Source organism: Nonomuraea sp. NPDC050540 (genome assembly GCF_044457485.1).
Lineage (GTDB): Bacteria > Actinomycetota > Actinomycetes > Streptosporangiales > Streptosporangiaceae > Nonomuraea.
This window is the reverse complement of sequence record NZ_JBITHA010000002.1, coordinates 62,392-83,575: the sequence shown is the minus strand read 5'-3', so window position 1 is coordinate 83,575 and position 21,184 is coordinate 62,392. Positions and strand designations below refer to the sequence as shown.

The 21,184-nt window shown below is 70.2% G+C and carries 17 protein-coding genes; 5 read left to right on the top strand and 12 right to left on the bottom strand.

Features of this window, described 5'->3' with window-relative positions; genetic code table 11:
* Positions 1-12: 12 nt before the first annotated feature.
* The gene (locus ACIBI5_RS06860) at positions 13-3,168 is read right to left on the bottom strand and encodes a BTAD domain-containing putative transcriptional regulator (protein WP_397243981.1); all 3,156 of its coding nucleotides are present in this window, start codon (positions 3,166-3,168) and stop codon (positions 13-15) included.
* Between the two features lie 135 nt (positions 3,169-3,303).
* Here ACIBI5_RS06860 and ACIBI5_RS06855 point away from each other — a divergent pair, with 135 nt between their 5' ends.
* Both ACIBI5_RS06855 and ACIBI5_RS06850 read left to right on the top strand, forming a co-directional pair.
* Positions 3,304-4,440: a serine hydrolase domain-containing protein gene (locus ACIBI5_RS06855; protein ID WP_397243979.1), complete on the top strand. Its 1,137-nt coding sequence runs from the start codon at positions 3,304-3,306 to the stop codon at positions 4,438-4,440.
* Between the two features lie 243 nt (positions 4,441-4,683).
* Complete coding sequence (locus tag ACIBI5_RS06850) at positions 4,684-4,866, top strand: hypothetical protein (protein ID WP_397243977.1); 183 nt, start codon at positions 4,684-4,686, stop codon at positions 4,864-4,866.
* Positions 4,867-5,120: 254 nt separating this feature from the next.
* Here the strand turns inward: ACIBI5_RS06850 and ACIBI5_RS06845 are convergent, their stop codons facing one another.
* Positions 5,121-6,053 (bottom strand): NAD-dependent epimerase/dehydratase family protein, encoded by a 933-nt coding sequence (locus ACIBI5_RS06845; protein WP_397243975.1) that lies wholly within the window; start codon positions 6,051-6,053, stop codon positions 5,121-5,123.
* Between the two features lie 65 nt (positions 6,054-6,118).
* Between ACIBI5_RS06845 and ACIBI5_RS06840 the strand changes: the two genes are divergently transcribed.
* Complete coding sequence (locus ACIBI5_RS06840) at positions 6,119-6,721, top strand: TetR/AcrR family transcriptional regulator (protein WP_397243973.1); 603 nt, start codon at positions 6,119-6,121, stop codon at positions 6,719-6,721.
* A gap of 438 nt (positions 6,722-7,159) precedes the next feature.
* Here ACIBI5_RS06840 and ACIBI5_RS06835 read toward each other — a convergent pair whose 3' ends face one another.
* The 10 genes from ACIBI5_RS06835 to ACIBI5_RS06790 form a co-directional block, all read right to left on the bottom strand.
* On the bottom strand, positions 7,160-7,576 hold the full coding sequence (locus ACIBI5_RS06835) for a RidA family protein (RefSeq protein WP_397243971.1): 417 nt from the start codon (positions 7,574-7,576) through the stop codon (positions 7,160-7,162).
* Positions 7,573-9,165 (bottom strand): hypothetical protein, encoded by a 1,593-nt coding sequence (locus ACIBI5_RS06830; protein ID WP_397243969.1) that lies wholly within the window; start codon positions 9,163-9,165, stop codon positions 7,573-7,575. Before ACIBI5_RS06830 ends, ACIBI5_RS06835 begins: the two co-directional genes overlap by 4 nt.
* 11 nt (positions 9,166-9,176) lie before the next feature.
* The gene (locus ACIBI5_RS06825; RefSeq protein ID WP_397243967.1) at positions 9,177-10,703 is read right to left on the bottom strand and encodes a dipeptide ABC transporter ATP-binding protein; all 1,527 of its coding nucleotides are present in this window, start codon (positions 10,701-10,703) and stop codon (positions 9,177-9,179) included.
* Complete coding sequence (locus tag ACIBI5_RS06820) at positions 10,696-11,643, bottom strand: ABC transporter permease (protein ID WP_397243965.1); 948 nt, start codon at positions 11,641-11,643, stop codon at positions 10,696-10,698. Before ACIBI5_RS06820 ends, ACIBI5_RS06825 begins: the two co-directional genes overlap by 8 nt.
* A complete protein-coding gene (locus ACIBI5_RS06815) occupies positions 11,640-12,437 on the bottom strand; it encodes an ABC transporter permease (protein ID WP_397243963.1) in 798 nt (265 codons plus the stop codon). The genes ACIBI5_RS06820 and ACIBI5_RS06815 overlap by 4 nt, the downstream gene beginning before the upstream one ends.
* The gene (locus ACIBI5_RS06810; RefSeq protein WP_397243961.1) at positions 12,434-14,008 is read right to left on the bottom strand and encodes an ABC transporter family substrate-binding protein; all 1,575 of its coding nucleotides are present in this window, start codon (positions 14,006-14,008) and stop codon (positions 12,434-12,436) included. The genes ACIBI5_RS06815 and ACIBI5_RS06810 overlap by 4 nt, the downstream gene beginning before the upstream one ends.
* Positions 14,005-15,204, bottom strand: a complete 1,200-nt coding sequence (locus ACIBI5_RS06805) for an amidohydrolase family protein (RefSeq protein WP_397243959.1) — start codon at positions 15,202-15,204, stop codon at positions 14,005-14,007. Before ACIBI5_RS06805 ends, ACIBI5_RS06810 begins: the two co-directional genes overlap by 4 nt.
* Positions 15,201-16,403: an amidohydrolase family protein gene (locus tag ACIBI5_RS06800; RefSeq protein WP_397243957.1), complete on the bottom strand. Its 1,203-nt coding sequence runs from the start codon at positions 16,401-16,403 to the stop codon at positions 15,201-15,203. The genes ACIBI5_RS06805 and ACIBI5_RS06800 overlap by 4 nt, the downstream gene beginning before the upstream one ends.
* Positions 16,404-16,526: 123 nt before the next feature.
* Positions 16,527-17,495: an Lrp/AsnC family transcriptional regulator gene (locus ACIBI5_RS06795; protein ID WP_397243955.1), complete on the bottom strand. Its 969-nt coding sequence runs from the start codon at positions 17,493-17,495 to the stop codon at positions 16,527-16,529.
* A 425-nt stretch (positions 17,496-17,920) separates the two neighbouring features.
* Positions 17,921-18,358, bottom strand: coding sequence for a MerR family transcriptional regulator (locus tag ACIBI5_RS06790; protein WP_397243953.1), 438 nt, complete (start codon positions 18,356-18,358; stop codon positions 17,921-17,923).
* Positions 18,359-18,495: 137 nt separating this feature from the next.
* Here ACIBI5_RS06790 and ACIBI5_RS06785 point away from each other — a divergent pair, with 137 nt between their 5' ends.
* Both ACIBI5_RS06785 and ACIBI5_RS06780 read left to right on the top strand, forming a co-directional pair.
* On the top strand, positions 18,496-19,050 hold the full coding sequence (locus ACIBI5_RS06785; protein WP_397243951.1) for a class I SAM-dependent methyltransferase: 555 nt from the start codon (positions 18,496-18,498) through the stop codon (positions 19,048-19,050).
* Between the two features lie 479 nt (positions 19,051-19,529).
* Positions 19,530-20,819, top strand: coding sequence for an erythromycin esterase family protein (locus ACIBI5_RS06780; RefSeq protein ID WP_397243949.1), 1,290 nt, complete (start codon positions 19,530-19,532; stop codon positions 20,817-20,819).
* Positions 20,820-21,184 lie beyond the last annotated feature (365 nt).

The window sequence follows — 21,184 nt, the reverse complement described above, 5'->3', positions numbered from 1 at the left end:
CCGGCCGATGCTCTAAACGCCCAGTGCTGTGAGCCAGTCGGTGGCCTCATGGGGTGTCAGGTCGGCGCCCCGCTGGTGGGCGATGTCGTAGTCGGTGCGGCCGAGTTGTTCCGTGAGCACCTCGACAAGGGAACGCAGTTCGGTGTCGCCGTGGTCGAAGGTGCCGCGGATGGCCTGACTCAGGCCGAGCGCGGTGGCCGCGCCGGCCGGATCGCCCTCCAGGAACAGCAGTCTGGCCAGGAGCTGAGCGGCCGAGGGGACGTCCCTGATCGCTTGCGCGGCCTGGACGGCGCGGGGCAGCAGTTCGCGGGCGCGTACGGCGTTCCCGGCGGTGAGGAGGTTGACCACCCGAGCGAGGAGCAGCCGATTGTCGGTGCTCTCGGCCGACAGGGTCAGCGTGCGGGTGAGTGTCTCCATCCGGTCGAGTTCCTGATCGGCGCGTTCGACCTCTCCGGAGCGGCGGTACAGCTCGGCCAGGACACCGAGAACCTCGATCTCCAGCGCCGGCTGACCACGGTGCCAGGCCGCTCGTTCGGCGGCCTCGAAGTCGTGTCGGGCGCCTGTCAGGTCGCCGGCGCGCATGCGTTCGGTGGCGAGCCCCAGCCGGGTCGAGATCTCGTCCTGCGAGCCGAGGTCGGTGGCGATCGCGAGGCTGTCTTCGTAGGCGGCGATCGCCTGGTCGTGGCCACCGGCGATGGCATGGATCTGCGCCCGGCCGTACAGCGCCTTCGCCGCCCACCAGCGATCGCCCACCTCCTCGAACGCGTGCAACGCCGTGGTCATCGCGGTCGCGGAGCTGTCCCAATCGCCCCGTTCGCGATGCATCAGGGCCTCGATCATGAAGGTGCAGGCGATCGCCCAGCGGTCCGAGCCGCCGCGCACCCGGGCGATCTCCTGGTCGGCCAGCTCATCCAGCCCGAGTAGCGGCGCCATCACCAGCACGATCGTCAGCAGCATCGGGTAACGCCGCAGTGCGCCCGTGCGCACGCATTCGGCGATGAGCGCGCGCAGCTGTTCGGCGTCGGTGAGCGGCCCGCCCTCTGCACTCACCCGGTGAATCGCCGTGAACGCGACGCGGGCGTCTGCGGGCAGCGCGTCGCCGAACTCGGCGACCTTGGCGAGGTAGTCCTCGGCGCGGGTGTCGTAGTGGTGCATGACCCAATACCAGTACAGCGGCCCGAGAATCCGGGCGGAGCCCAAGGCGTCGCCGCTGTGGATGGCTGTTTGCAGGGCGTACATCAGGTTGTCGTACTCGGACTGGAACAGCCGCAGGGACTCCGCCTGCTTGTCCGAGCGCAGCCGCGGTTCGTGTTCCTCGGCCACGTCGGCGAAGTGCCGCGTGAGCCGCCTGCGCAGGACGGCTTCGTCCTCGTCCGCGAGCCGGAGCTTGTCCGCCGCATGGGCCCGGATGGTCTCCAGCATTCGGTAGGTGTCGCCGGTCCGTTCCACGATGGACTTGTCGACCAGGGAGTCCAGGAGGTAGCCGACCTCGTCCGCGGGAAGCGCCCCAGCCGAGTCCGCGCAGACCGCCTCGATCGCGGCCATGCCGGTGCGCGCCGGAAACACTGACATCCGGGCGGCCAGTGCGCGCTCTTGTGAGGTGAGGAGATCCCAGCTCCACTCGATGACCGCATGGAGGGTCCGCTGGCGGGGCTGGGCGGTCCGGTTGCCGGTGCTCAGCAGCCGGAAGCGGTCATCCAGCCGCCGGGAGACCTGGTCGACGCTCATGGTCCGCAATCGCGCCGCGGCCAGCTCCAGCGCCAGCGGCAGTCCGTCCAGCCGGCGCACGATGTCCACGATCGGGGCCGCGGTGGTCGCATCCAGGACGAAGCTGGGCTGTACGGCTGCCGCCCGGTCGAGGAACAGCCGTACGGCGGCCGATTCGCGCGCTCGAACTGGATCGGCGTGCGCGTCGGGCAGGGCGAGCGGGCCGAGGCGGCACAGCGTCTCTCCCATGACCTCGAGCGGCTCTCGGCCTGTGGCCAAGATGGTCAGGTACGGCTGGCGCTCTAGCAGCTGTCCGGCGAGCTCGGCGGCGGGTTCGGAGATCTGTTCGCAGTTGTCCAGTACCAGCAGGCCTTCCCCTCCGGCGAGCAGGTTGACCACCCGTTCCAGCGGTGTACCGGACGGCTGGGCTTCGGCGACGCTGAGCGAGCCCAGCACCGCTTCCAGCAGACCGTCAGCCGTGTTCACCGTGGCCAGGGAGACGAGCCAGACCCTGCCGCGCCGATGGGCCCGATGCCGACTCACCGCCTCCACGGCCAGCCGGGTCTTGCCCACTCCTCCGGGTCCGATGACGGTGACCAGCCGGGAGGTCTCCAGTAGCCCGGCCAGCGACCTCAACTCTTCCTCCCTGCCGACGAAGCTGGTCAGCCGGGCCGGCAGCCTGTCTCGCACCGCCGCGGGCTGGACCTGTCCCCCCTCGGGGATCTCCAGCTCACCCCGCAGCACGGCGAGGTGCGTCTTGCGCAACTCCTGGGAGGGATCGATGCCTAGCTCTTCGGCGAGCGTGTCGCGGACTTTGTCGAACACCGCCAGCGCATCGGACTTGCGGCCCGCCGCATGCAGGGCCCGCATCCGCAGCCCTGCCAGCCGTTCCCGCAGCGGATGCTCCGTGGCCGCCGCCTCCACATCGGCCAGGATCTCGCCATGGCGCCCGAGCCGCAGCTCCGCCTCGAAGCGGTCTTCGGTGGCGCCGATTCGAAGTTCGTCCAGGCGCGCGCCGGCCGTACCGGCGAAGGGAATGCCGCGGACGTCGGCCAGTGCCTCTCCACGCCACAGCGCCAGCGCGTCCGCCAGCAGCGAGGCCGCCCGTTGCGCGGCGCCCGCGGCCAGTTCACGGCTGCCTCGCCTGGCCAGCTCTTCGAAGCGGACCGCGTCGACCTGCTCCCGGCCCAGGCACAGGCGATACCCGCCGGCCACCGTCTCCACGACCCCTGCCCCGCCCAGGGCTTTGCGCAGCCGGTGCACCAGTGCGTGCAACGCGTTGACGGTGCCTCCGGAGGAATGCTCGCCCCACAGGGCATCGAGCAGCGAATCGACGGACACCACGTCATTCCCGGCCAGTGCCAGCTTGGCCAGCAGCGCGCGAACCCTGGTGCCGCCCAGGTCGATCGGCGCGCCGTCGTCGGTATACGCCAGAACCGGCCCCAGCAGCTCAATCCGCATGCGCAACAGGCTAACGGGCAAGGACAGCCGCTCTTACAGCGAGCCGATGCCGGCTGGAAGAGGGATATAAGAGGCCTGTCAGAGCCGCCGAACATCGTGGAGGACATCACGAGACAGCGACTGAAGGGCAGTGACATGGCAAGCAACGAGAACGTGCAGCAGGTGCTGCACAGCGCGGTGGCCGAGTACGGCACGATCGGTGTCGTCGCCGCGGTGCAGGACGAGGACGGCGGCTGGGCCGGGTCGGCCGGATTGTCCGACCTGGAGGCCGGCAGTCGCCGCGAACCCGGGGAGCAGTTCACCATCGGCAGCGGGGCCAAGACGTTCACCGCCGCAGCGATGCTGACGCTGGAGGCCGAGGGCAGGCTGAGCCTCACCGACACCGTGGAGCAGTGGCTGCCCGGCGTGGTGCGCGGCAACGGCAACGACGGCCGTCAGATCACCATTGGGCAGTTGCTCACCCACACCAGCGGCCTGGGGATCACCGGCCTGAACGTCGACATCGCGCGCAAGTACCACACCCGGCCCGGGTTCGCCGCGCATCGCCACGACGTCTGGACCGTCGAGGAACTGCTGAAGCTCCAAATGGCCACTCCGCCGCTGTATGCGCCGGGCACGGACTTCGCCTATTCCAACGGCGGCTACCACCTTGCCGGGGCGATCATCGAGAAGGCGACCGGGCGAAGCTACGAAGACGAGGTCGACCGGACGGTCGTCCAGCCGCTCGGACTGACCGGCACCTACGCGCGCCCCTTCGCGGAGCGCCGGTTCCGGGGACCGCACGCCAGGATCTATACCAGGCAGTTCCTCAGGGACGGCGTTGACCCTGCGAGCCTCACGCCCGACAACTACGAGTCGCTCCTGGAGAGCCCCGACTCCGATCCGGTCGACGTCACCGACAGGACCATCTGGGGGTGGGCCGCCGGCGGCGTCGTTTCGACCACCAGCGACATGCTCCGGTTCACCAACGCGCTGATCACCGGCTCGCTGCTGCCGCCCGCGCAGCATCGCACGATGTGGAACACGGTCCCCACCAGGGACTGGATGCCCAACACCCGCTACGGCACCGGCGTCAGCCAATGGGCGCTGGCCGACGGCCGCGTACTCCACATCGTGGCCGGAGTGGAGCTGGGTGCCGCCAGCTTCACCATGGGCACCCCGGACGCCCGACGCCTGGTCTCGGTCAACATCAACTGCGACTGGAACTGGTACCCGCTCTTCAGCCAGATCGCCGAGGCGGTGTTCGGCTCGCCCTTCCTCCCGCCTCAGTAGCGCCTGCTGACATCGCCCGGACGTGGCGGCTGCGCGCTGCCGCATGCGGGCGATGGACCAGCGCCTGGCCGCGAGAGGGCGCAGGATCCGGCCGAGGCCGACACTTCCGCAACACCATCAACGTCGCCATCGACGCGGTCTCCCAAGCTCACGGGGGCGGCGACGGACAGGATCTACGCGTGCGCAGAAAGGCAGAACGTCATAGAACGCAGCCCTCGGCGGTGGTGGATTCTGAGCGTGTTGATGACCCGCACGCTGGTGCTGGTGATCGACAATGACGTGCTGCTGGTGGCGATCCCGTCGCTCACGCAGGAGCTGGGGCCAGCGCCCAGGATGTGCAGTGGATCATCGACGCCTGCATCTTGGAAAGCGCGGGCACGCTGCTCGCCTCAGGAAGCCTTTCAGATCGTTACGGCCGCCGCATGATGATCATCGGGTTGGCCGATTGTGGGGCAGGCGTCGCTGGCGGCGGCGTTCGCCACCAGCCCCGGGCAGCTCGCTGATGCTGCCGAGCACCCTGTCGATCATTATCACCGTCTTCGACGACACCGAGCGTCGCCGTGGTGGCGCTGATGCCCGAGTCCACCGGGCCCTGGCGCAAGGCGGACCCGCTCGGCGGGGTGCTGTCGGTGATCGGCATCACCGTTCTGGTGTGGGCGACCGGGCGTTCCACCTGGCCGCTAACCCTCCCGGTGGTGGTGCCGATACCAGTCGAGTGTCGCGGATACGGCCTGGTCGTGGGAGGTGACCTTGACGGGTCCGAAGGCATCGCGGAAGGCGGTGTCGTCGGAGACGAAGGGCTGGTCGCGCTGGTACCACGTCTCGCCGAGTTCGCGGACGATGGGGTTGAACAGCCCGATGAGGCGCTGTGTGGTCCGGCCGAGCCCGGCGATCTTAGGGGTGGCACCGATCGTGGACCACACGGTGTCGAGGAACTGGCGGCCGGTGATCGCCTCGGCGGCCGGCAGGTGCCAGGCGCGCCCGTCGGCCTGTTCGTGCTCCCCGAGGGTGACCAGTGCGGCGGCGATGTCGGGGAGATAGTTGAGGGTGTGGGGCTGGTCGAGGTCGCCCATCCAGCGGGCGGTCTTGCCGTTCAGCGCGGCGGCGAAGACAGGCGGGCCGAGGACCGTGTTGACACCGCCGGGCCCGTAGTAGTCCGACGCCCGGCCCAGGGTGGCGCGGATCCGGCCGGATCGGTGCGCGTCGAGGATGAGCCTGTCCACCTCGGCGCGGGCGCGGCCTTTGGAGCCGTCCGCGGCGTGGGGCAGGTCCTCGGTCATCGGGCCCTCGACGGGCCCGTAGACGTAGAGGTTGTCGGCCATCACCAGTTTGGCCCCGGCGGCCTCGACTCCGGCGAGCACGGTTCGGGTAAGGCCGGCGAACTCCTTGGCCCAGCGCGTGTAGCCGGGTTGTGCGCATTGGTAGACGACGGCGGCGCCGTCACAGGCGGCGCTCGCGCCCTCCAGCGTGGTGATGTCGGCGCGAAGGTCCCGCGGCCCAGTGGCCGCGCCACGGGTGACGGCTCTGACCTGGCGGCCGCGAGCGGTGAGTTCGGCCACGACAGCTTTGCCGATTGCTCCGGTGGCGCCGAGTACAACGTGCAGTTCGGACATGAGGTTCTCCGGTTTCAAGATTTTGTAACGCTGTTACGTAACGACGTTATGATACTCTTGGGGCTATGGCAAGACCCAGAAACCGCGACTACGCAGAGCTCCGCCGCGAGCTGGTCGACGCCGGTGGCCTCCTGTTGGCCGGGGAAGGCCCGTCCGCGTTGAGCACCCGCCGGGTCGCCCAGCACGCGGGCGTGTCCACCACGGCGGTCTACAACCTCTTCGGCGACAAGGCCGGCTTGGTTCGCGAGATGTTCCTGTCGGGGTTCGAACGTCTCGCTGAGGCCTTCGCCGCCGTGCCACGGACCAACGATCCCGTCGCCGACCTGCTGGCCCTCGGCCACGCTTACCGCGCCAGTGCTCTGGCCAACCCGCATCTCTACGAGCTCATGTTCGGCCGGCCGGTCCCCGAATTCCGGCCCGATGCCGAGACCGCCGCACAGATCCAACCCACCTTCGACAGCTTGGTCACCGCCGTCACACGCTGCGTGGAGGCAGGCTTGTTCGCGCCCGCCGAGCCGTACGACCTGGCCGTCCGGCTCAACGCCCTCGCCCACGGGCTGTGCAGCCTCCAACTGCGCGGCGCGCTCGGAGACCCCACGCAAAGCAGCCGCCACTGGGACGATGCCTTCGCGACAATGGTCCGCGGCCTGTCCGCCACTCACCCGTGATGCGGTACCAGGGGCGCAGCCCCTGGTCAGCCCATTCCACGTCGTCCCGGCGCCCGCGACGTCCCGGCGCGGCCAGCCACGCTCTCACACCAGACGGGCCCGCACCGCAGCCCGCCCGCGACGCGACCCACCTCAACGACCTGCGATCCATCCGGCGAAAACCCATCGTCGCAGGCACGATCAGCGAGTACCACCACGCCGCCTAACCGCAGCTCAGCCCACGAAACTCAGTATTCGAGCGGCCCAGGTTCGGCGGGCGGACCGGGGAAGCCCGACGAGAGCGATCCCGGCAGGGCGGCCCGGTCCGGCACAACAACCTGGGCACAGCGGTGGAGAAGGCGATCTGCTCTCACCCGGCGGACGGCGAGATGAGGTCTGGCCCGTCCACGAAGCCTCCGGGAGGTGGCACGTGGCTGCCGGCCAACTCCTGGCCGAGCCTTACTGGCGCGGCACGTTGGTCCCGGATCCCACGACGGCGGTGGCCTGGATCTCGATCAGCGCGTGGAGTGGCATCAGCGTGCTGACGCCGATGAGCGCGCTGGCCGGGAAGCTGTCCTTGAAGTACTCCTTCCTGATGCTGGTGAAGACGCGTCCCATGCGGGTGTCGGTGATGAAGACCGTCATGGTGACGATGTCGTCCAGGGTGCCGCCGGCCGCCTCGACGCCGAGCCGTACGCGGTCGAGCGCCCGGCGGGCCTGGGTGGCGAAGTCGAGCGAGACGACCTCGTGGTCGGGGCCGAGGCCGCACTGGCCGGCGAGGTAGACGAGCGGGCCGACGGTGACGCACTGGGAGTAGCCGAAGGCCGACGGATCCTCCAGTCCGGGGACGGGGACGACGCGCTTGGGCGCGTTCACGGGGCGCCGAGGACGGGTTCGCCCAGCAGCGGGCTGGAGATCAGGTAGATGCCGTGGTTGCTGAAGGCCCAGATGAGGCGCCGGTCCCATTCGATGACCATGCTCCCCACCGGATTGGCGATGTCATCAGATACCGACAAATCGCACATTCTAGGGACGAACCAGCCCGCGATGGAAGCGTTCACCGGATCGCTCACGTCGAAGAACTGGATCCCGGCGTTGTAGAAGACGTACGGCATGACATGCGGATCCGGCGTGCCGGTGTCACACAGGTAGTAGCCCGGACGCTTGGGACCGAACATGCCCCGCCGCTGCACCCAGTCGGTGAACGGCGCCTCCGGCGGCGGCACCGGTCGTGGCAGTGTCCCGGCCACGAACGGGCGCGTGGGATCGCTGACGTCCACGGCGTAGATCTCCTTGTACGGCTCGAAGCCGTCCTGGTTGAGCGGATAGCCGTTGACGTACACGATGCCGGTCTCCTCGGCACGGGCCACGACCACGGTGTCGCACTCGGTGCCCGGCACGCTGGGCGGGAGTTCCAGGTGTCCGACGGCCTGGATGCGCTCCGGGTCCGACACGTCGAGGATGTACATGCCGAAGCCGCCCATCGCGGCGTAGCCGTACCTGCTGCCCTCGTGCGGGACGAAGACCGGCATCCGGGCGCCCATCCATGACGTCTGGTTGCCCGCGCGCGGGTTGAGGTTGTAGACGTCCTCTTCCCCCGCGCGGGATCCCGGCGCCCACCACGTGTCCAGAAGCTTGGGGCGGCTGGGGTCGCGCAGGTCGTAGACCAGCTGGGCGCCGGCCCACAGCACCGTCTTGTACTCGTTGTTGCGGAAGTCGTCATCAGGCGCGGCGGCGATATAGAGGTAGTCGCCGCCGAAGTAGACGGGCACGTCGATGGCGCCCGATCCCTCCTGGGGACGCTGGCCGGCGGTGCGGCGAGGGTCGGTGGTGACCTCGCTCAGCAGCTCCCACTCGTCGGGCAGCGGGCCGTGCATCTCGTAGACCTTGAAGCCGCGCAGCATGCAGTCGCCCCGGACTGTCGCCACCCCCTCGGGCTGCATGTACTTGTCCTCCACCACGCCGAACCGCGGGATCTCCAGCGCCTGGATCATGATCTTCTTGCCGAGCCGGGGGTTGTCCTTGATGACGATCGGCCCGAAGCCGTCGACGTCGTCGTACTCCCGCTCCAGCAGGATCTCGGCCTGGTCCGGCAGCGTGATGTCCATGATGACGAGTTTGCGGCGGTAGTAGTGGTACATGACGCGCCGCCCGCCGAAGTCGGCCGGCGTGGCCCAGCTGTGCCGGGGCCAGACCACGATCGGGTAGAACGCCTCGATCTTGGTGTTGTGCAGGTAGGCGTTCTCGTCGTAGTGATCGAGGCTCCATCGGCTCGGGTGCGGGCCCCAGGCCGGTTTCGCCGTCGCCGGGTGCCGCCAGCGGCCGGTCTCGGGGTCGAGGCCGTAGCTGCCCGGCGGCGGATCCTCGACTGGACGGCGCGGCGCCCCGCTGACCGTGCTCTGCGCGGTGTAGGTGAACGGTCCGACGCCGACGTCCTTGACCTCGACGGATCTTCCCTGGGACACGCGGTCTCCTCTCAAGGGTTGGGGTGATCGCCGGACAGCGGCACGGCCGCGACCAGCGTCCGGGTATAGGGGTGGGCCGGACTGCCCAGGACGTCCCGGGTCGGCCCGTGCTCGACCACGCGGCCGTCGCGCATGATGGCCGTCCGGTGCGCGATCTCGCCGACCAGGGCGAGGTCGTGGCTGATGAACAGGTAGGCCAGCCCCAGGTCCCGCTGCAGCCGGTCCAGGAGCGCCATGACCTCGGCCTGGACGACGGCGTCGAGCGCGGAGACCGGCTCGTCCAGCACGAGCACCCGCGGGCCGACGGCCAGGGCCCGCGCGATCGCGACCCGCTGCCGCTGCCCGCCGGACAACTGGCCCGGATAGCGGGTGGCGACGGTGGCCGGCAGGCTGACCTGATCCAGCAGTTCGGCGACCCGCGCGGCGCTGTGGCCGCCGTGGATGCGCAGCGGCTCACCCACCAGCGCGCCCACCGTCATCTTGGGGTTGAGCGCCGCGGTGGGATCCTGCATGACGAGTTGCACACGCACCCCGTCGGCGACCTCCAGGTGGCCGGAGGTGGGCCGGTCAAGTCCGACGATCATGCGGCCGAGCGTGGACTTGCCCGATCCGGACTCGCCCACTAGCGCGAGCGTCTCACCCGCCCGCAGCTCCAGCGAGACGCCGCGGACCGCGTGCCGCGGCCCGCCTCTGCCGCGATAGTCCCGCACCAGCTCGCTCGCCCGCAGCAGCGGCTGCGCTCCGGGCACCGCGGGCCGCCCGTCGCCGCGCGGCACCGCGTCGAGCAGCCTCCGGGTGTACGGCATGCGCGGCCGCCCGAACACCTCTTCGGCGGTCCCGGTCTCCACCTGGACGCCGCCGTTCATCACCATGACGCGATCGGCGTGCCGGGCCACGACTCCCAGGTCATGGGTGATCAGCAGCAGCGCGCAGCCGGTGGCCTGGCGGGCCGCGTCCAGCGCCTGCAGCACCTGCGCCCGCACGGTCGCGTCGAGCGCGCTGGTCGGCTCGTCGGCGACGATGAGGCCGGGCCGCCCCGCCATCGCCATCGCGATCACCACGCGCTGCCGCATGCCGCCGGACAGCTGATGTGGAAAGGCGTTCAGCACCTGGCCGAGACCGACGCCGGCGAGCAGGTCGGCGGCGTCGGCCCGCGCCCGGCGGGCCGTCATCGGCCGGTGCGCGCACAGGGCCTCGACGACCTGCCGGCCGATTGGGTAGACGGGGTTCAGCGAGCCGAGCGGGTTCTGCGGGACCAGCGCGATGCCCGCGCCGCGCACCTCTCGCAGGCTCCGTTCACCGAGGCCGACGAGCTCCCGGCCGCGGAAGCGGATCGAGCCGCTGACCCTGGCGTGCCCGGGCAGCAGGCCGAGCAGGGCGCGGGCAAGGGTGGACTTGCCGGAGCCCGACTCGCCGACGACGGCGAAGGTCTCGTCCGGCTCCACGGTGAAGGCCACGTCCCCGCACGCGGTGACCACGCCGTCGCGGGCGGGCCACCGCACGGTCAGGTTCTCGACGGCCAGCAGCGGGTCAGCCATGGGTCACCTTCGGGTCGAGCACGCCGTAGAGCAGGTCGGCGAGGAGGTTGAGCAGGGTGACCAGGACGGCCGAGACGAGGAGGAAGGCCAGCACGGTGTTGGTGTCCTGCTGCTTGACGCCCTCGACGAGCATCTCGCCGAGACCGTGCCAGCCGAAGACGTTCTCGATCACCACTAGGCCGCCGACGAGCCACGGGACCTGCAGGGCGACCACCGTGACGAGGGGCGTCAGGGAGGTGCGCAGGGCGTGCCGGAGCAGCACCCGCGGGCGGGACAGGCCCTTGGCCCTGGCCAGCAGCAGGTAGTCGCTGTCGAGGACCTCGAGCGTGGCGGCCCGCTGGTAGAGGGACCACAGCGGGAAGGCCGTCAGGGCCAGCGTCAGGACGGGCAGGACGAGGTGGGCGGCCGAGCCCGTGGCGCCGGGTGGCGCGTCGCCCAGGGTCGCCACGACCTCGGCGCCGGTCCAGCGGTTGAGCGTGATGCCGCCCTGCTTGAGGACGGTGGCGATCCAGAACTCCGGCAGCGTGAGCAGGACGACGACGGCAAAGCCGATCAGCCGGTCGGGCCAGCGGCCTCGCCGTACCGCCGCCCAGAATCCGGTCGTGAGGGCGAGCAGGATCGCCAGCGCCAGGGCGGGCACGGCCAGGCGCAGGGTGACCAGGCCACGCCGGCCCAGTTCCGCCGCCACGCTCTGCCCGTTGAGGTCGTGGCCCAGGTCGCCGCGGACGGCGCCGCCGAGCCAGTTCGCGTAACGCTCCCAGACCGGGCGGTCCAGGCCGAGTTCGTGCGCGCGCAACCGCAGCGTCTCCGGCGCGATGTTCGGCTGGCGCAGGCTGGAGAGGGGATCACCGGCGAAGCTGACGGCGAGGAAGACCAGCAGGGTCGACAGCAGGAGCATGGGCAGCGCCACGGCTATCCGGCGCAGCAGGTGGCCGGTCATCGTCGCTGGTCCGTGACGGTGAGCCCGTCGCCCGCGACGTGCACCGCGCCCACGATGATCACGATCGTCAGGCTCGGCGCGTAGAACAGCCAGGGCGCGGTGGACACGTACGGCGCGCCCTGGCCGACGAGTTGCCCGAGAGAGGTGTCGGGCGGCTGGACGCCCAGACCCAGGAAGGACAGTGCCGACTCCAGCGCGACGGCGGCGGCGACGTAGCCGGTGGCCGCGACGCCGATGTGCGGGACCAGGTGCGGCAGCAGGTGCCGCGTCAGGACGCGCGGTGTCGAGGCGCCGACCAGCCGAGCGGAGGCGACGAAGTCGCTGGCGCGCAGCGAGAGCGTCACCCCGCGGATGACCCGGGCGATCGGCGCCCAGAAGAACGCCGACACCGCCAGCGCGACGACCAGCCAGCCCGAGGTGCCGCCGCCGAGGCGCACGGCCAGCAGCCCGAGCACGGCGACCAGCGGGATCGTCGTGAGCAGGTCGATGGTCCGCATGACGAACGCGTCGGCCCACCCTCCGGCGTACCCGGCGATAAGGCCGGCCACGGTCCCGGCCGCCGTGGACAGGACCGCCACCACGGCCGCGATCGACAACGAGCGCCCCGTGCCGGCCACGACCTGGGAGAGCAGGTCGTGGCCCAGCGGGCCGGTGCCCAGCGGGTGCGCGGCGGACGGCGGGGCCAGCACGGCCGCGGTGATGTCGGCGTGGCCGTAGCGCCACCACCAAGGGCCAGCCACGGCCGCCAGGACGACCAATGCCAGGACGGGCCAGGCGAGCAGGCGCGCGCTCACGTCAGGCCCCAGGAGGCGGCCCCGGCGAGTTGCCACTCGCTCAGCGGATGCGCCTGGAAGCCGGTCAGCCGTGTGCTGCGCGCGACGAGCGCCGGCACGGTGAACAGCGGCATCAGGGCCAGGGTGTCCCATAGGCGGGCGTCGATGCCGTCGGCCAGGCGCAGTCGCCGGGTCTCGTCGGTGGTCGCGATCGCCCTGGCGAACAGCGCGTCCACCCGCTTGTCGCAGAAGCGCTGGAAGTTGTAGCCGCCCTCGCAGCCGTACAGCGCCTGAGACCACGACACCGGGTAGGCCGAGCCGGGGTACTGGAAGGAGAGCGTGTCGTAGTCGCCCGGGATCAGGACCCGGTCGAAGTAGACGCTGTCCGGGACAGTGGCGACGGTCAGCTTGATCCCGGCAGGCTTCAGCATCGCCTGGGCCAGCACGGCGAGCTGGGTGTCGATGGCGGAGCCCGAGGCCACGGTGTGCCGCAGTTCCAGCGCCTGGCCGTTGTCGGCGAAGTAGCCGTCGGCGCCCCTGACGTAGCCGGCCGCCTCCAGGACGCGCGCCGCCCCCGCGGCGTCGCCCCGGCCGTAGCCGGCGGGAAGGTTGTCGGTGTAGCCGGGCGCGCCTCTGGCTATGACGTGGTTGGCCGACAGGAACGCGGCGGCTTCGGGGCCGAAGGTCTTCACCGCGAGCTGGGAGACGTCCAGGGCGGTCGCGATCGCCTGGCGTACGGCCGGCGTCCCGGTGCGCCGGTGCCCGAACTGGAAGGCCATGAGCTGCAGGTCGGTTGAGGCGACCAGGTCGGCGCGGACGTACGGGACCGCCTTGAGCTGGCTCATCGTGCCCTGGCCCGGGTCGAGCGCGGCCAGGTCGAGCTCGCCGTTGGCCAGTGCCTGGACCGCGGCCTGCGTGTCCTTGACGTAGATCAGGTCCAGCCCGTCGAGCTGTGGCCGCGGGCCGTTCCAGTTGGGGTTGCGGCGCAGCCGCAGGTACTGCCCTGCCTGGTTGGAGGCTACGGTGAACGGCCCGGCGCCGGGCGGCACAGTGGTGGCCAGGCCGGTGTTCCAGTCCCGGCCGCGCATGAAGTGGGCGGGCAGCAACTGGGCGAACAGCGAGCGCCACTCGCCGAACGGGCGGGAGAAGACGACCGTGACGGTCGCGCCCGAATCCGAGGAGCGCACGTCGGCGACCGCGTCGTAGCCGACGGCGGCGGCGAGCTGGGCGTCCTTGACCCGGCCGCTCATGTGCCGCCACAGGTAGGCGAAGTCGCCGGCGGTGATCGGCGTGCCATCCGACCAGCGCGCACCGCTCTTGATCTTGTAGACGACGGTCTGCGGGGAGGCCTCGGTGAGGTGCGCGCTGTCGAGCAGGTCGCGGTTGAGGACGGGCCGCAGGTCGGTCCCGACCACGAACGGCGACGGGTAGATGAGGTTCCCGATGGCCAGGCCGATGGAGTTGCCCTGGTTGGGGGTGTGCGGGTTGAATCCGGTCCAGGCTTGCAACGTCGCCGCCCGGACGAGGCTCTGCTCGGCGGGCGCGCTGCAGGCGGTGAGCAGCAGCATGCCCGCGACCAGGAGGGCTTTCATGACTCCACCTGGAGGACGCCGTCCTGGTAGACGGCCCGGATGTTGTCCTTGAAGGCGCGGAAGTCGTACGGGTCGCCGTCCAGGACGACCAGGTCGGCGCGTTTGCCGGGCTCGATCGTGCCCAGCTCGCCGGCCAGCCCCATCAGCTCGGCGGCCGCGGACGTGGCGCTGACCAGCACCCGCTCGGCCGGCATGCCCGCTTCGTGCATGACGAGGAGCTGGACGAGGTTGGCGCCGCAGTCGTTGCCGTAGTCGGTGCCCATCGCGATCGGCACCCCGGCCGCGAGCGCCGCCCGGAACGATGCCACGTGCGCCTGGTCGAACTCCGCCGCCTTGTACAGGACCGCGCCGAGATCCCGCTCCGCCTCCAGTACGGCCGGCATGTTCGCGGGCTCGACGAAAAGGGTCGGCACCAGCCAGGTGCCGCGCGCGGCCATCAACTGGACCGCCTCTTCGTCGAGGTAGGCGCCGTGCTCGATCGAGCGGGCGCCCGCGCGGACCGCGTTCTTGACGCCCTCGGTGCCGATCGCGTGCGCGGCGACCGGGAGCCCGGCCGCCCTGGCCTCGGCCATCAGCACCGCCAGCTCCGCCTCGCCGAAGTGGGTACGGCGCGGATCGGTGGTCAGGCCGTCGGTGCACAACACCTTCACGAAGTCCGCCCCCGCCCTGACGGTCTGGCGGACCAGCCTGCGCACTGCCTCGGGCCCGTCGGCGATCGACCCAGGCCGGCCGGGGTGCGGAAGGTAGTAGGGGTTCACGTACTCGCCGCTGGGCGTCCAGCCGTCCATGTGTCCGGCGGTCTGGGAGATCGCCGTGATGGAGATCCGCATCCGCGGTCCCGGGATGAGCCCGGTCTCCACGGCCCGCTTGACGCCGAGGTCGGCGCCGGCGCAGTCGCGGATCGTGGTGATGCCGCATTCCAGCAGCGAGCGCAGGTTCCTGATGGCGACGTAGAACTGGTAGGAGAACGGCTCGGCCAGCCGTACCGGGAGCTCGGGCTCGACGCCGAGGACGTGCACGTGCGTGTCGAACAGGCCCGGCAGCAGGGTGCGCCCCCGGACGTCCACGATCTGCTCGCCGCGCAGGTCGCGGCCCACGGCGGCGAACCGGCCATCCTCGACGGCCACGTCCGCGGCGTAGGGGTCGGCGCCGGTGCCGTCGAAGACCAGTCCGCCCTTGAAGATCTGCCTGGTCATGATGCACTCACCTGGACGCCGTCTTGGTAGACGGCCTTGACGGCGCCCTTGAGCGCCCAGAAGTCGAACGGGTCGCCGTCCACGACGACCAGGTCGGCGCGTTTGCCGGGCTCGATCGTGCCCAGGTCCTCGTCCCAGCCCAGGAGCTGTGCCGCCGAGCGGGTGCTCGCCTCAAGGACTGCTTCTGGCCGCATGCCGAACTTGTGCATGTATCCGAGCTCGTCGAGGAACTCGCCGCCGTGCATGTCGGTGCCCATCGCGATCCGCACGCCCGCCTCCAGCGCCAGGGCGAAGGACTCGGCGCTGGCGTCGGCCACCCGGCGGGCGTCGTCGATCATGGCCTGCGGGATCCTGGCCGCCACCTCCGGGCGGTCCAGCATGCCGTGGAAGCGCACCAGCGTCGGGACCAGCCAGGTGCCGCGCTCTGCCATCAGATCGACGGCCTCCCGGTCGAGGTAGGTGCCGTGCTCGATCGAGCGGACCCCGGCGCGCACCGCGCTCTTGACACCCTCCGCGCCGCAGGCGTGCGACATCACGGGCACGCGGGCGGCACGGGCCTCGGCCATGATGACGGCCAGCTCGTCGTTGCGGAAGTGCGGCGTCAGGTACTCCTCGCGGGGCCAGACGCCACCGTTGGTCGTGCAGATCTTGATCACTTCGGCGCCGGCCCGTACCAGCGTTCTGACCAGCGTCCGCAGCTCGTCCGGGCCGTCGGCGACAGGATGCGGGCGGCCGGGATGCGGCACGTAGTACTCCGAGACGCACTCGCCCGACGGCGTCCAGCCGTCGATGTGGCCGCCGGTCTGCGAGATCGCGTTGATCGAGATCTGCAGCCGGGGGCCGCTGATCAGGCCGTCCTCCAGCGCCTTCTTCACCCCGAGGTCGGCACCGGCGCAGTCGCGGGCGCTGGTGATCCCGCTGGCCAGCAGATGATCGAGGATGGGCAGCGCTTGGTAGAACTGCAGTGAGAAGGGGGTCTTGAGCCGGGCCGTCGGATCGGGCAGGCAGCCGACGACGTGCACATGGCAGTTGAACAGTCCCGGCAGCAAGGTCAGGCCCGGCACGTGAACGATTTCGTCGCCCGTAAGTTCCGACCCTACCGCCGCGAACCTGCCGTCCTCGATCGCGACGTCCGCCCGCCGTACGGCGCTGCCGGTGCCGTCGAAGACGCTTCCACCTCGGAAAACAACCCGATGCATAGTCCCTCCCTGTGGGGTGGTCACATGATGCGGACACAGGGGAGATCGAATCCACGATGCACACCAAAGCTGAACGAAAGAGGCGAAACACCGGGGACCGTGACGGAAAGCGGCACCGGTCCTTCAGCGGCGCAGGACCCCGGAACGCTTGACCGTCCTGACGATGGGCGTGGTCTCGATCCGGTCCACCTCCGCCAGGGCGCCGACCACGCCCACCAGGAAGTCGTAGAGCTCCGGCAGGTCGCGGGCGCACACCGAGGCGACCAGGTTGACCGGGCCGGTCGTGGCCGCCGCGAATCGCACGTTCGGCTGCGTCGCCAGGGCCCGGCCGACCCGGTCGAGGGCGGCGGGCCGTACTGAAATCCACAGCATGACCTCGGCGTGGAAGCCCAGCAGCGACAGCTCGATCTCGGCGTGGAAGCCGACCGCGCGCTCCTCGACCAGCCCCAGGAAGCGGCGGCGAGCGGTGGACTCCGAGGTGTGGATCGCCGAGCCCAGCTCCCCGTAGCCCGCGCGGCCGTCGCGGGCGAGCACCGACAGCAGGGTGCGCTCGTCGGCGGAAAGGTCGCGGCCGTGCGGCGGTTCGCCCTGCGGCACGCCCGCCCGCAGCGCCGCGTACTGCTCGGCCGTGAGATGGCCGCCGTGCCAGATCTCGGCGTCGCTGAAGTTGTGCAGCATCGTGTACACCGACACGTCCGTCAGGTGGTCGATCCCGGGCAGCTCCTTGAACAGGAACGCGTTGCGGCTCTCCCGCGACCCGGCGAACGTGACGAAGCAGATGTCCAGCCCGCCGACCAGCAGATCCACCCACAACGTGTCGTTGCGCCGCGCCAGGTTCCCCAGCACCGACGGCACCGCACCCGCGGCGCAGCGGGCGCGGACGATGAGCGGCGTGGCGTAGCCGGCGAAGTACGGGCTCGCCACCCCGACGATCCGCAGGATTCCCGGCGCGGTCAGGCGGTGGACCCGGCGGGCTATGGTGCGCTCGGAGGTCCCGAGGACGTCGGCCAGTTTGCCCCAGGTCACCCTGGCATCCACCTGTAGCGCGGACACGAGGGCGCGATCAAGGTCATCCAGGCGAAGCCGGTCCATCACCCCAATTTACGGCCTGCTCCTTTCGGCGCCAGAGGTCTGGCCCTATCAGCCACGCTTGGTGAACCGTGCCCACCAGCCCGTCGGGATAAGGATCAACCCCTGAGTTGCCAACCGTCGCTGCCGGTGTGGCCTGGGAGCTGGGATTTTCTGCCTTCTCCAGCTCGATCACGATGGGTTGAGGTAGCTTCACACATTGTGAAGCTGTGACGATGTGCCCGAGCTTTTTGCCGACCGGGTGAAGGCGATGAGGCCGAGGGGTAAAGGATCGTCGGGTGGCGCCCCACAGGGCCCGCCGCGCTGCACCCGAACCTCGACCTGACCACCTGGGCCGCCGACGGGCTGCCGGCCGTCTTCTTCGTCGCTGGGACCTGCGTGACCTGCGCCGGACCGCGGTGTCGGTGGCTGCGGCGGTCGGTGGCAGGTTAGTGCGAATGAACCTGCGAATGGGCCTCTTCGAGAGAACATCCCGACAGGAGCGCCGCGACGCCGGCGGCGAAGTTGGGGCACTCGAAGAGGTCTGCATGCGGGCAGGCCAGACCATGGGCGATGGCGGTGCGTGCCACCTGAGCCCGGGCGATCCGTTGATCCAGCTCGGTGAGCTTGCGCTGGTAGAGCTCCCGCCAGCCGTCGCCGGTCGGCGAACGAGATGCGATGAACGCTTTGATCTCCCGCAAGGTGGAACCGACATCTCGCAGCAACAACACCACACCGACCAGCCCGACCGTCGATGGCGGATAACGCCGTTGGCCTGAGACCCGAGCCGGCGCCGGGAGCACGCCGAGCTCCTCCCAGTAGCGCAGAGCGGAGGTGGCGACACCCGTGCGGCTCGCCAGCTCACCGATCGTCAACTGCTCACTCATTTGACTTCAAGCCTACTTGAAGCCGTTGACTGGCGATCGTGCAGACAGCAGGCAAACCTCTCAAGCAACGCGTGATCAGATACTTGGTGGGCCAGGCCCATCGCCCCCGGGGCATGGTCGGGTGGACGATCGGCCGGATGTTCGCTCATCGCCCCTCCAACCGGAAGCGCAACATCTGGGCGGTGTCGTTGCTGGACGTGCAGCCCACCGACCGGGTGCTCGAGATCGGCTTCGGTCCCGGCGTCGCCATCGCCGAGTTCGCCGGCCGCGCCACCCGGGGCCACGTCTTCGGCATCGACCACTCGCAGGCCATGGTCCGGCACGCCGCCCGTCGCAACGCCGCCGCGGTCCGCGCCCACCGCGTGCACCTCACGCACGCCTCCGTGGAGCAACTGCCGGCCTTCGGTGATCCGCTCGATGCCATCCTCGCCGTCAACTCCGTGGGGTTCTGGCCCGACCCGGTGGAGCGGCTTCGTGAGCTGCGCCGCCTGCTGCGCCCCGCAGGACGCATCGCGCTCGTCAGCCAGCCCCGCAGCCCCGGTGCCACCCGGGACACCACGGCCCGAGCCGCCCAAGAGCTCCAGGACATGCTCAGCCAGGCCGGCTTCGCCCATCTCCGGGTCGAGACCCTCGAACTCGACCCGCCTGCTGCCTGTGTGCTTGCCGGCAATCCGACCGGCATGCCGTCATGACCGCGGACAAGACACCGACCAGCGTCCCTGCCGACCCCAGGCTCACCGGCCCCGGACCCGTCCTGCGGGAGCGGACCGCTGACGACCTGCCCGCTCAGCGTCTAGCTACGCGAAGGGGCTTGAGCTGTGGTGGACAGTCCTCGACCTGCGCGGACAGTTATGGGACTCGGTGGGCGTCGCCGACATCGGCACCTTCCTTGGGCAGCTTCGCCGCGGCCACGTCGGCATCTCAGTGATCCAGTCGGACGACGCCACCACCCCGGCGGAGTCGACGATCGCCGTACGCGTCCGCGCGGTGATGAGCTTCTACCGCCATCACGCCGACGCGGGCGTGAACGTCGCCGGCCGGTTGAGGGATACAGACCACCTGGATACTTCCCATGTCGTACTCAGGAACGCGTCTGCTCCGCCAGCCGTACCCTCAACTCCCTCCTCAGGCATGACGACCATGGCAGGCCCACCACGAAACGCTGTCGGGCATGAACGTAAAAGCGAGCCACCGAACGAGTTTCGCCAGCTGGGTCAGCGATCATGCCCTGGCCCTGGAAACCCTGGACTTCCGGTTCACCGTCGACGATCTTGAACCGCTGCGGGACATCGTCGGTGGGGCGCGCGTCGTGGCGCTTGGGGAGAGCTCCCACCACGTCCGGGAGTTCTACCAGATACGCCACCGCATCCTGCGGTTCCTGGTCGAACGGTGCGGTTTCGAGGTGTATGCCTTGGAGGCCCCCTTCACTCAGGGGCAGGTCCTGGACGGCTGGGTCCGTGGCGGCCCCGGCACCGTGGAGCAGATCGCCGCAGACGGTATCGCCCTGTCACTGGGCCAGTGCCAGGAAATGCACGAGATGCTGACCTGGATGAGAGAGCGGAACCGCACCGCCGCAGAGCCGCCGCTGCGGTGCCTGGGCACCGACCTGCCCGGGGCCGCGGCATCGCCGCTGCCGGCGCTGGAGGAGGTGGCCGGCTACGTGCGCTGGGCTGCCCCGGAGGCGCTTCCGCTGCTGGAACAGGCGGTCAGCGTGGCGCAGCGTTTCCATGCCCCCGTGATCTTCACGGCGCTCGGCCGCTACCAGAGCCTCGACCCTGGCGAGCAGGACCTGCTCACCAGCGCGCTGAGCCGGCTGATGGGGCACCTGCAGCGCCTGGCTCTCGTCCAGCGCGCCCACGGCCACGGGGCCGAGCACGATACGGCCATGTGGCACCTGCGCGGCGCCTGGTACCTCGACCAGCTCCAACGCGCCAACGCCCAGGAGGGCTTCGAGTCCGCCTCGACGTTTCGTGACGTCTACATGGCCGAGTCCGTGCTGCGCCTGGTGGAGGACGGCACGCGCGTGGTGCTGGCGGCGCACAACTGGCACATCCAGCGCACACCGGCGGCCGACAGCCACGGCAACCCGCTTCTGCCGACCGGCGTCCACCTCGCCGCCGCTCTGGGAGACGACTACCGGGCCATCGGCGTCACCTCCAGCTTGGGCCGTACCACCACGCTAGGAGAACCGACCCCGGAGCGGCCCCAGGGCGCCTGGTACGACGCGCCGCTTCCCTCACCCGCCGAGGGCAGCATCGAGGCAGCATTTCCCACCGACCGGCTCTGGACGCTCGCCGATCTACGCGCGGCCCGTCCGCACATCAACGACGCGAAGTCCTTCCGGCACTCGCGCATGGCCGACTATTTCCTGGACATGCCGGTGTTCGAGGCGTTCGACGCCATCGCGCACGTGGCGCGGACCACTGGCACCGATTACGTGGTGAAACGGCCCGAGAGGTGAGATCGTGCGCGCAGATTCCGCGCGCCAGGGCCGAGACAGTGGGGCCGGCGAGCTTCTTCAGGGCGGCGATCAGCTCCTGAGCTTGTGACAATCGGTGGCGTGAACCGGCGTGCGACCGCCAGGACGCGCGCGAACTGTGGTCCTTCTCTGCCGGAGGAGTCACGGTCGTCGCGGCGGTATTGCTCGCCGGTGCGCCGCGCACAGCAGCGGCGCGAGTTGCGGCGCTCGAGAATCAGATCGCCGATCGCGAACTGTGCCTTGGCGATCTTGTGGACCAGTTCACGCGCCTGGATGACCAACTGGTCGTAGCGTTAGGTGGTCACCTACCCGATCTTGTTGTCGATGCTCACGGGGATGGTCATCTT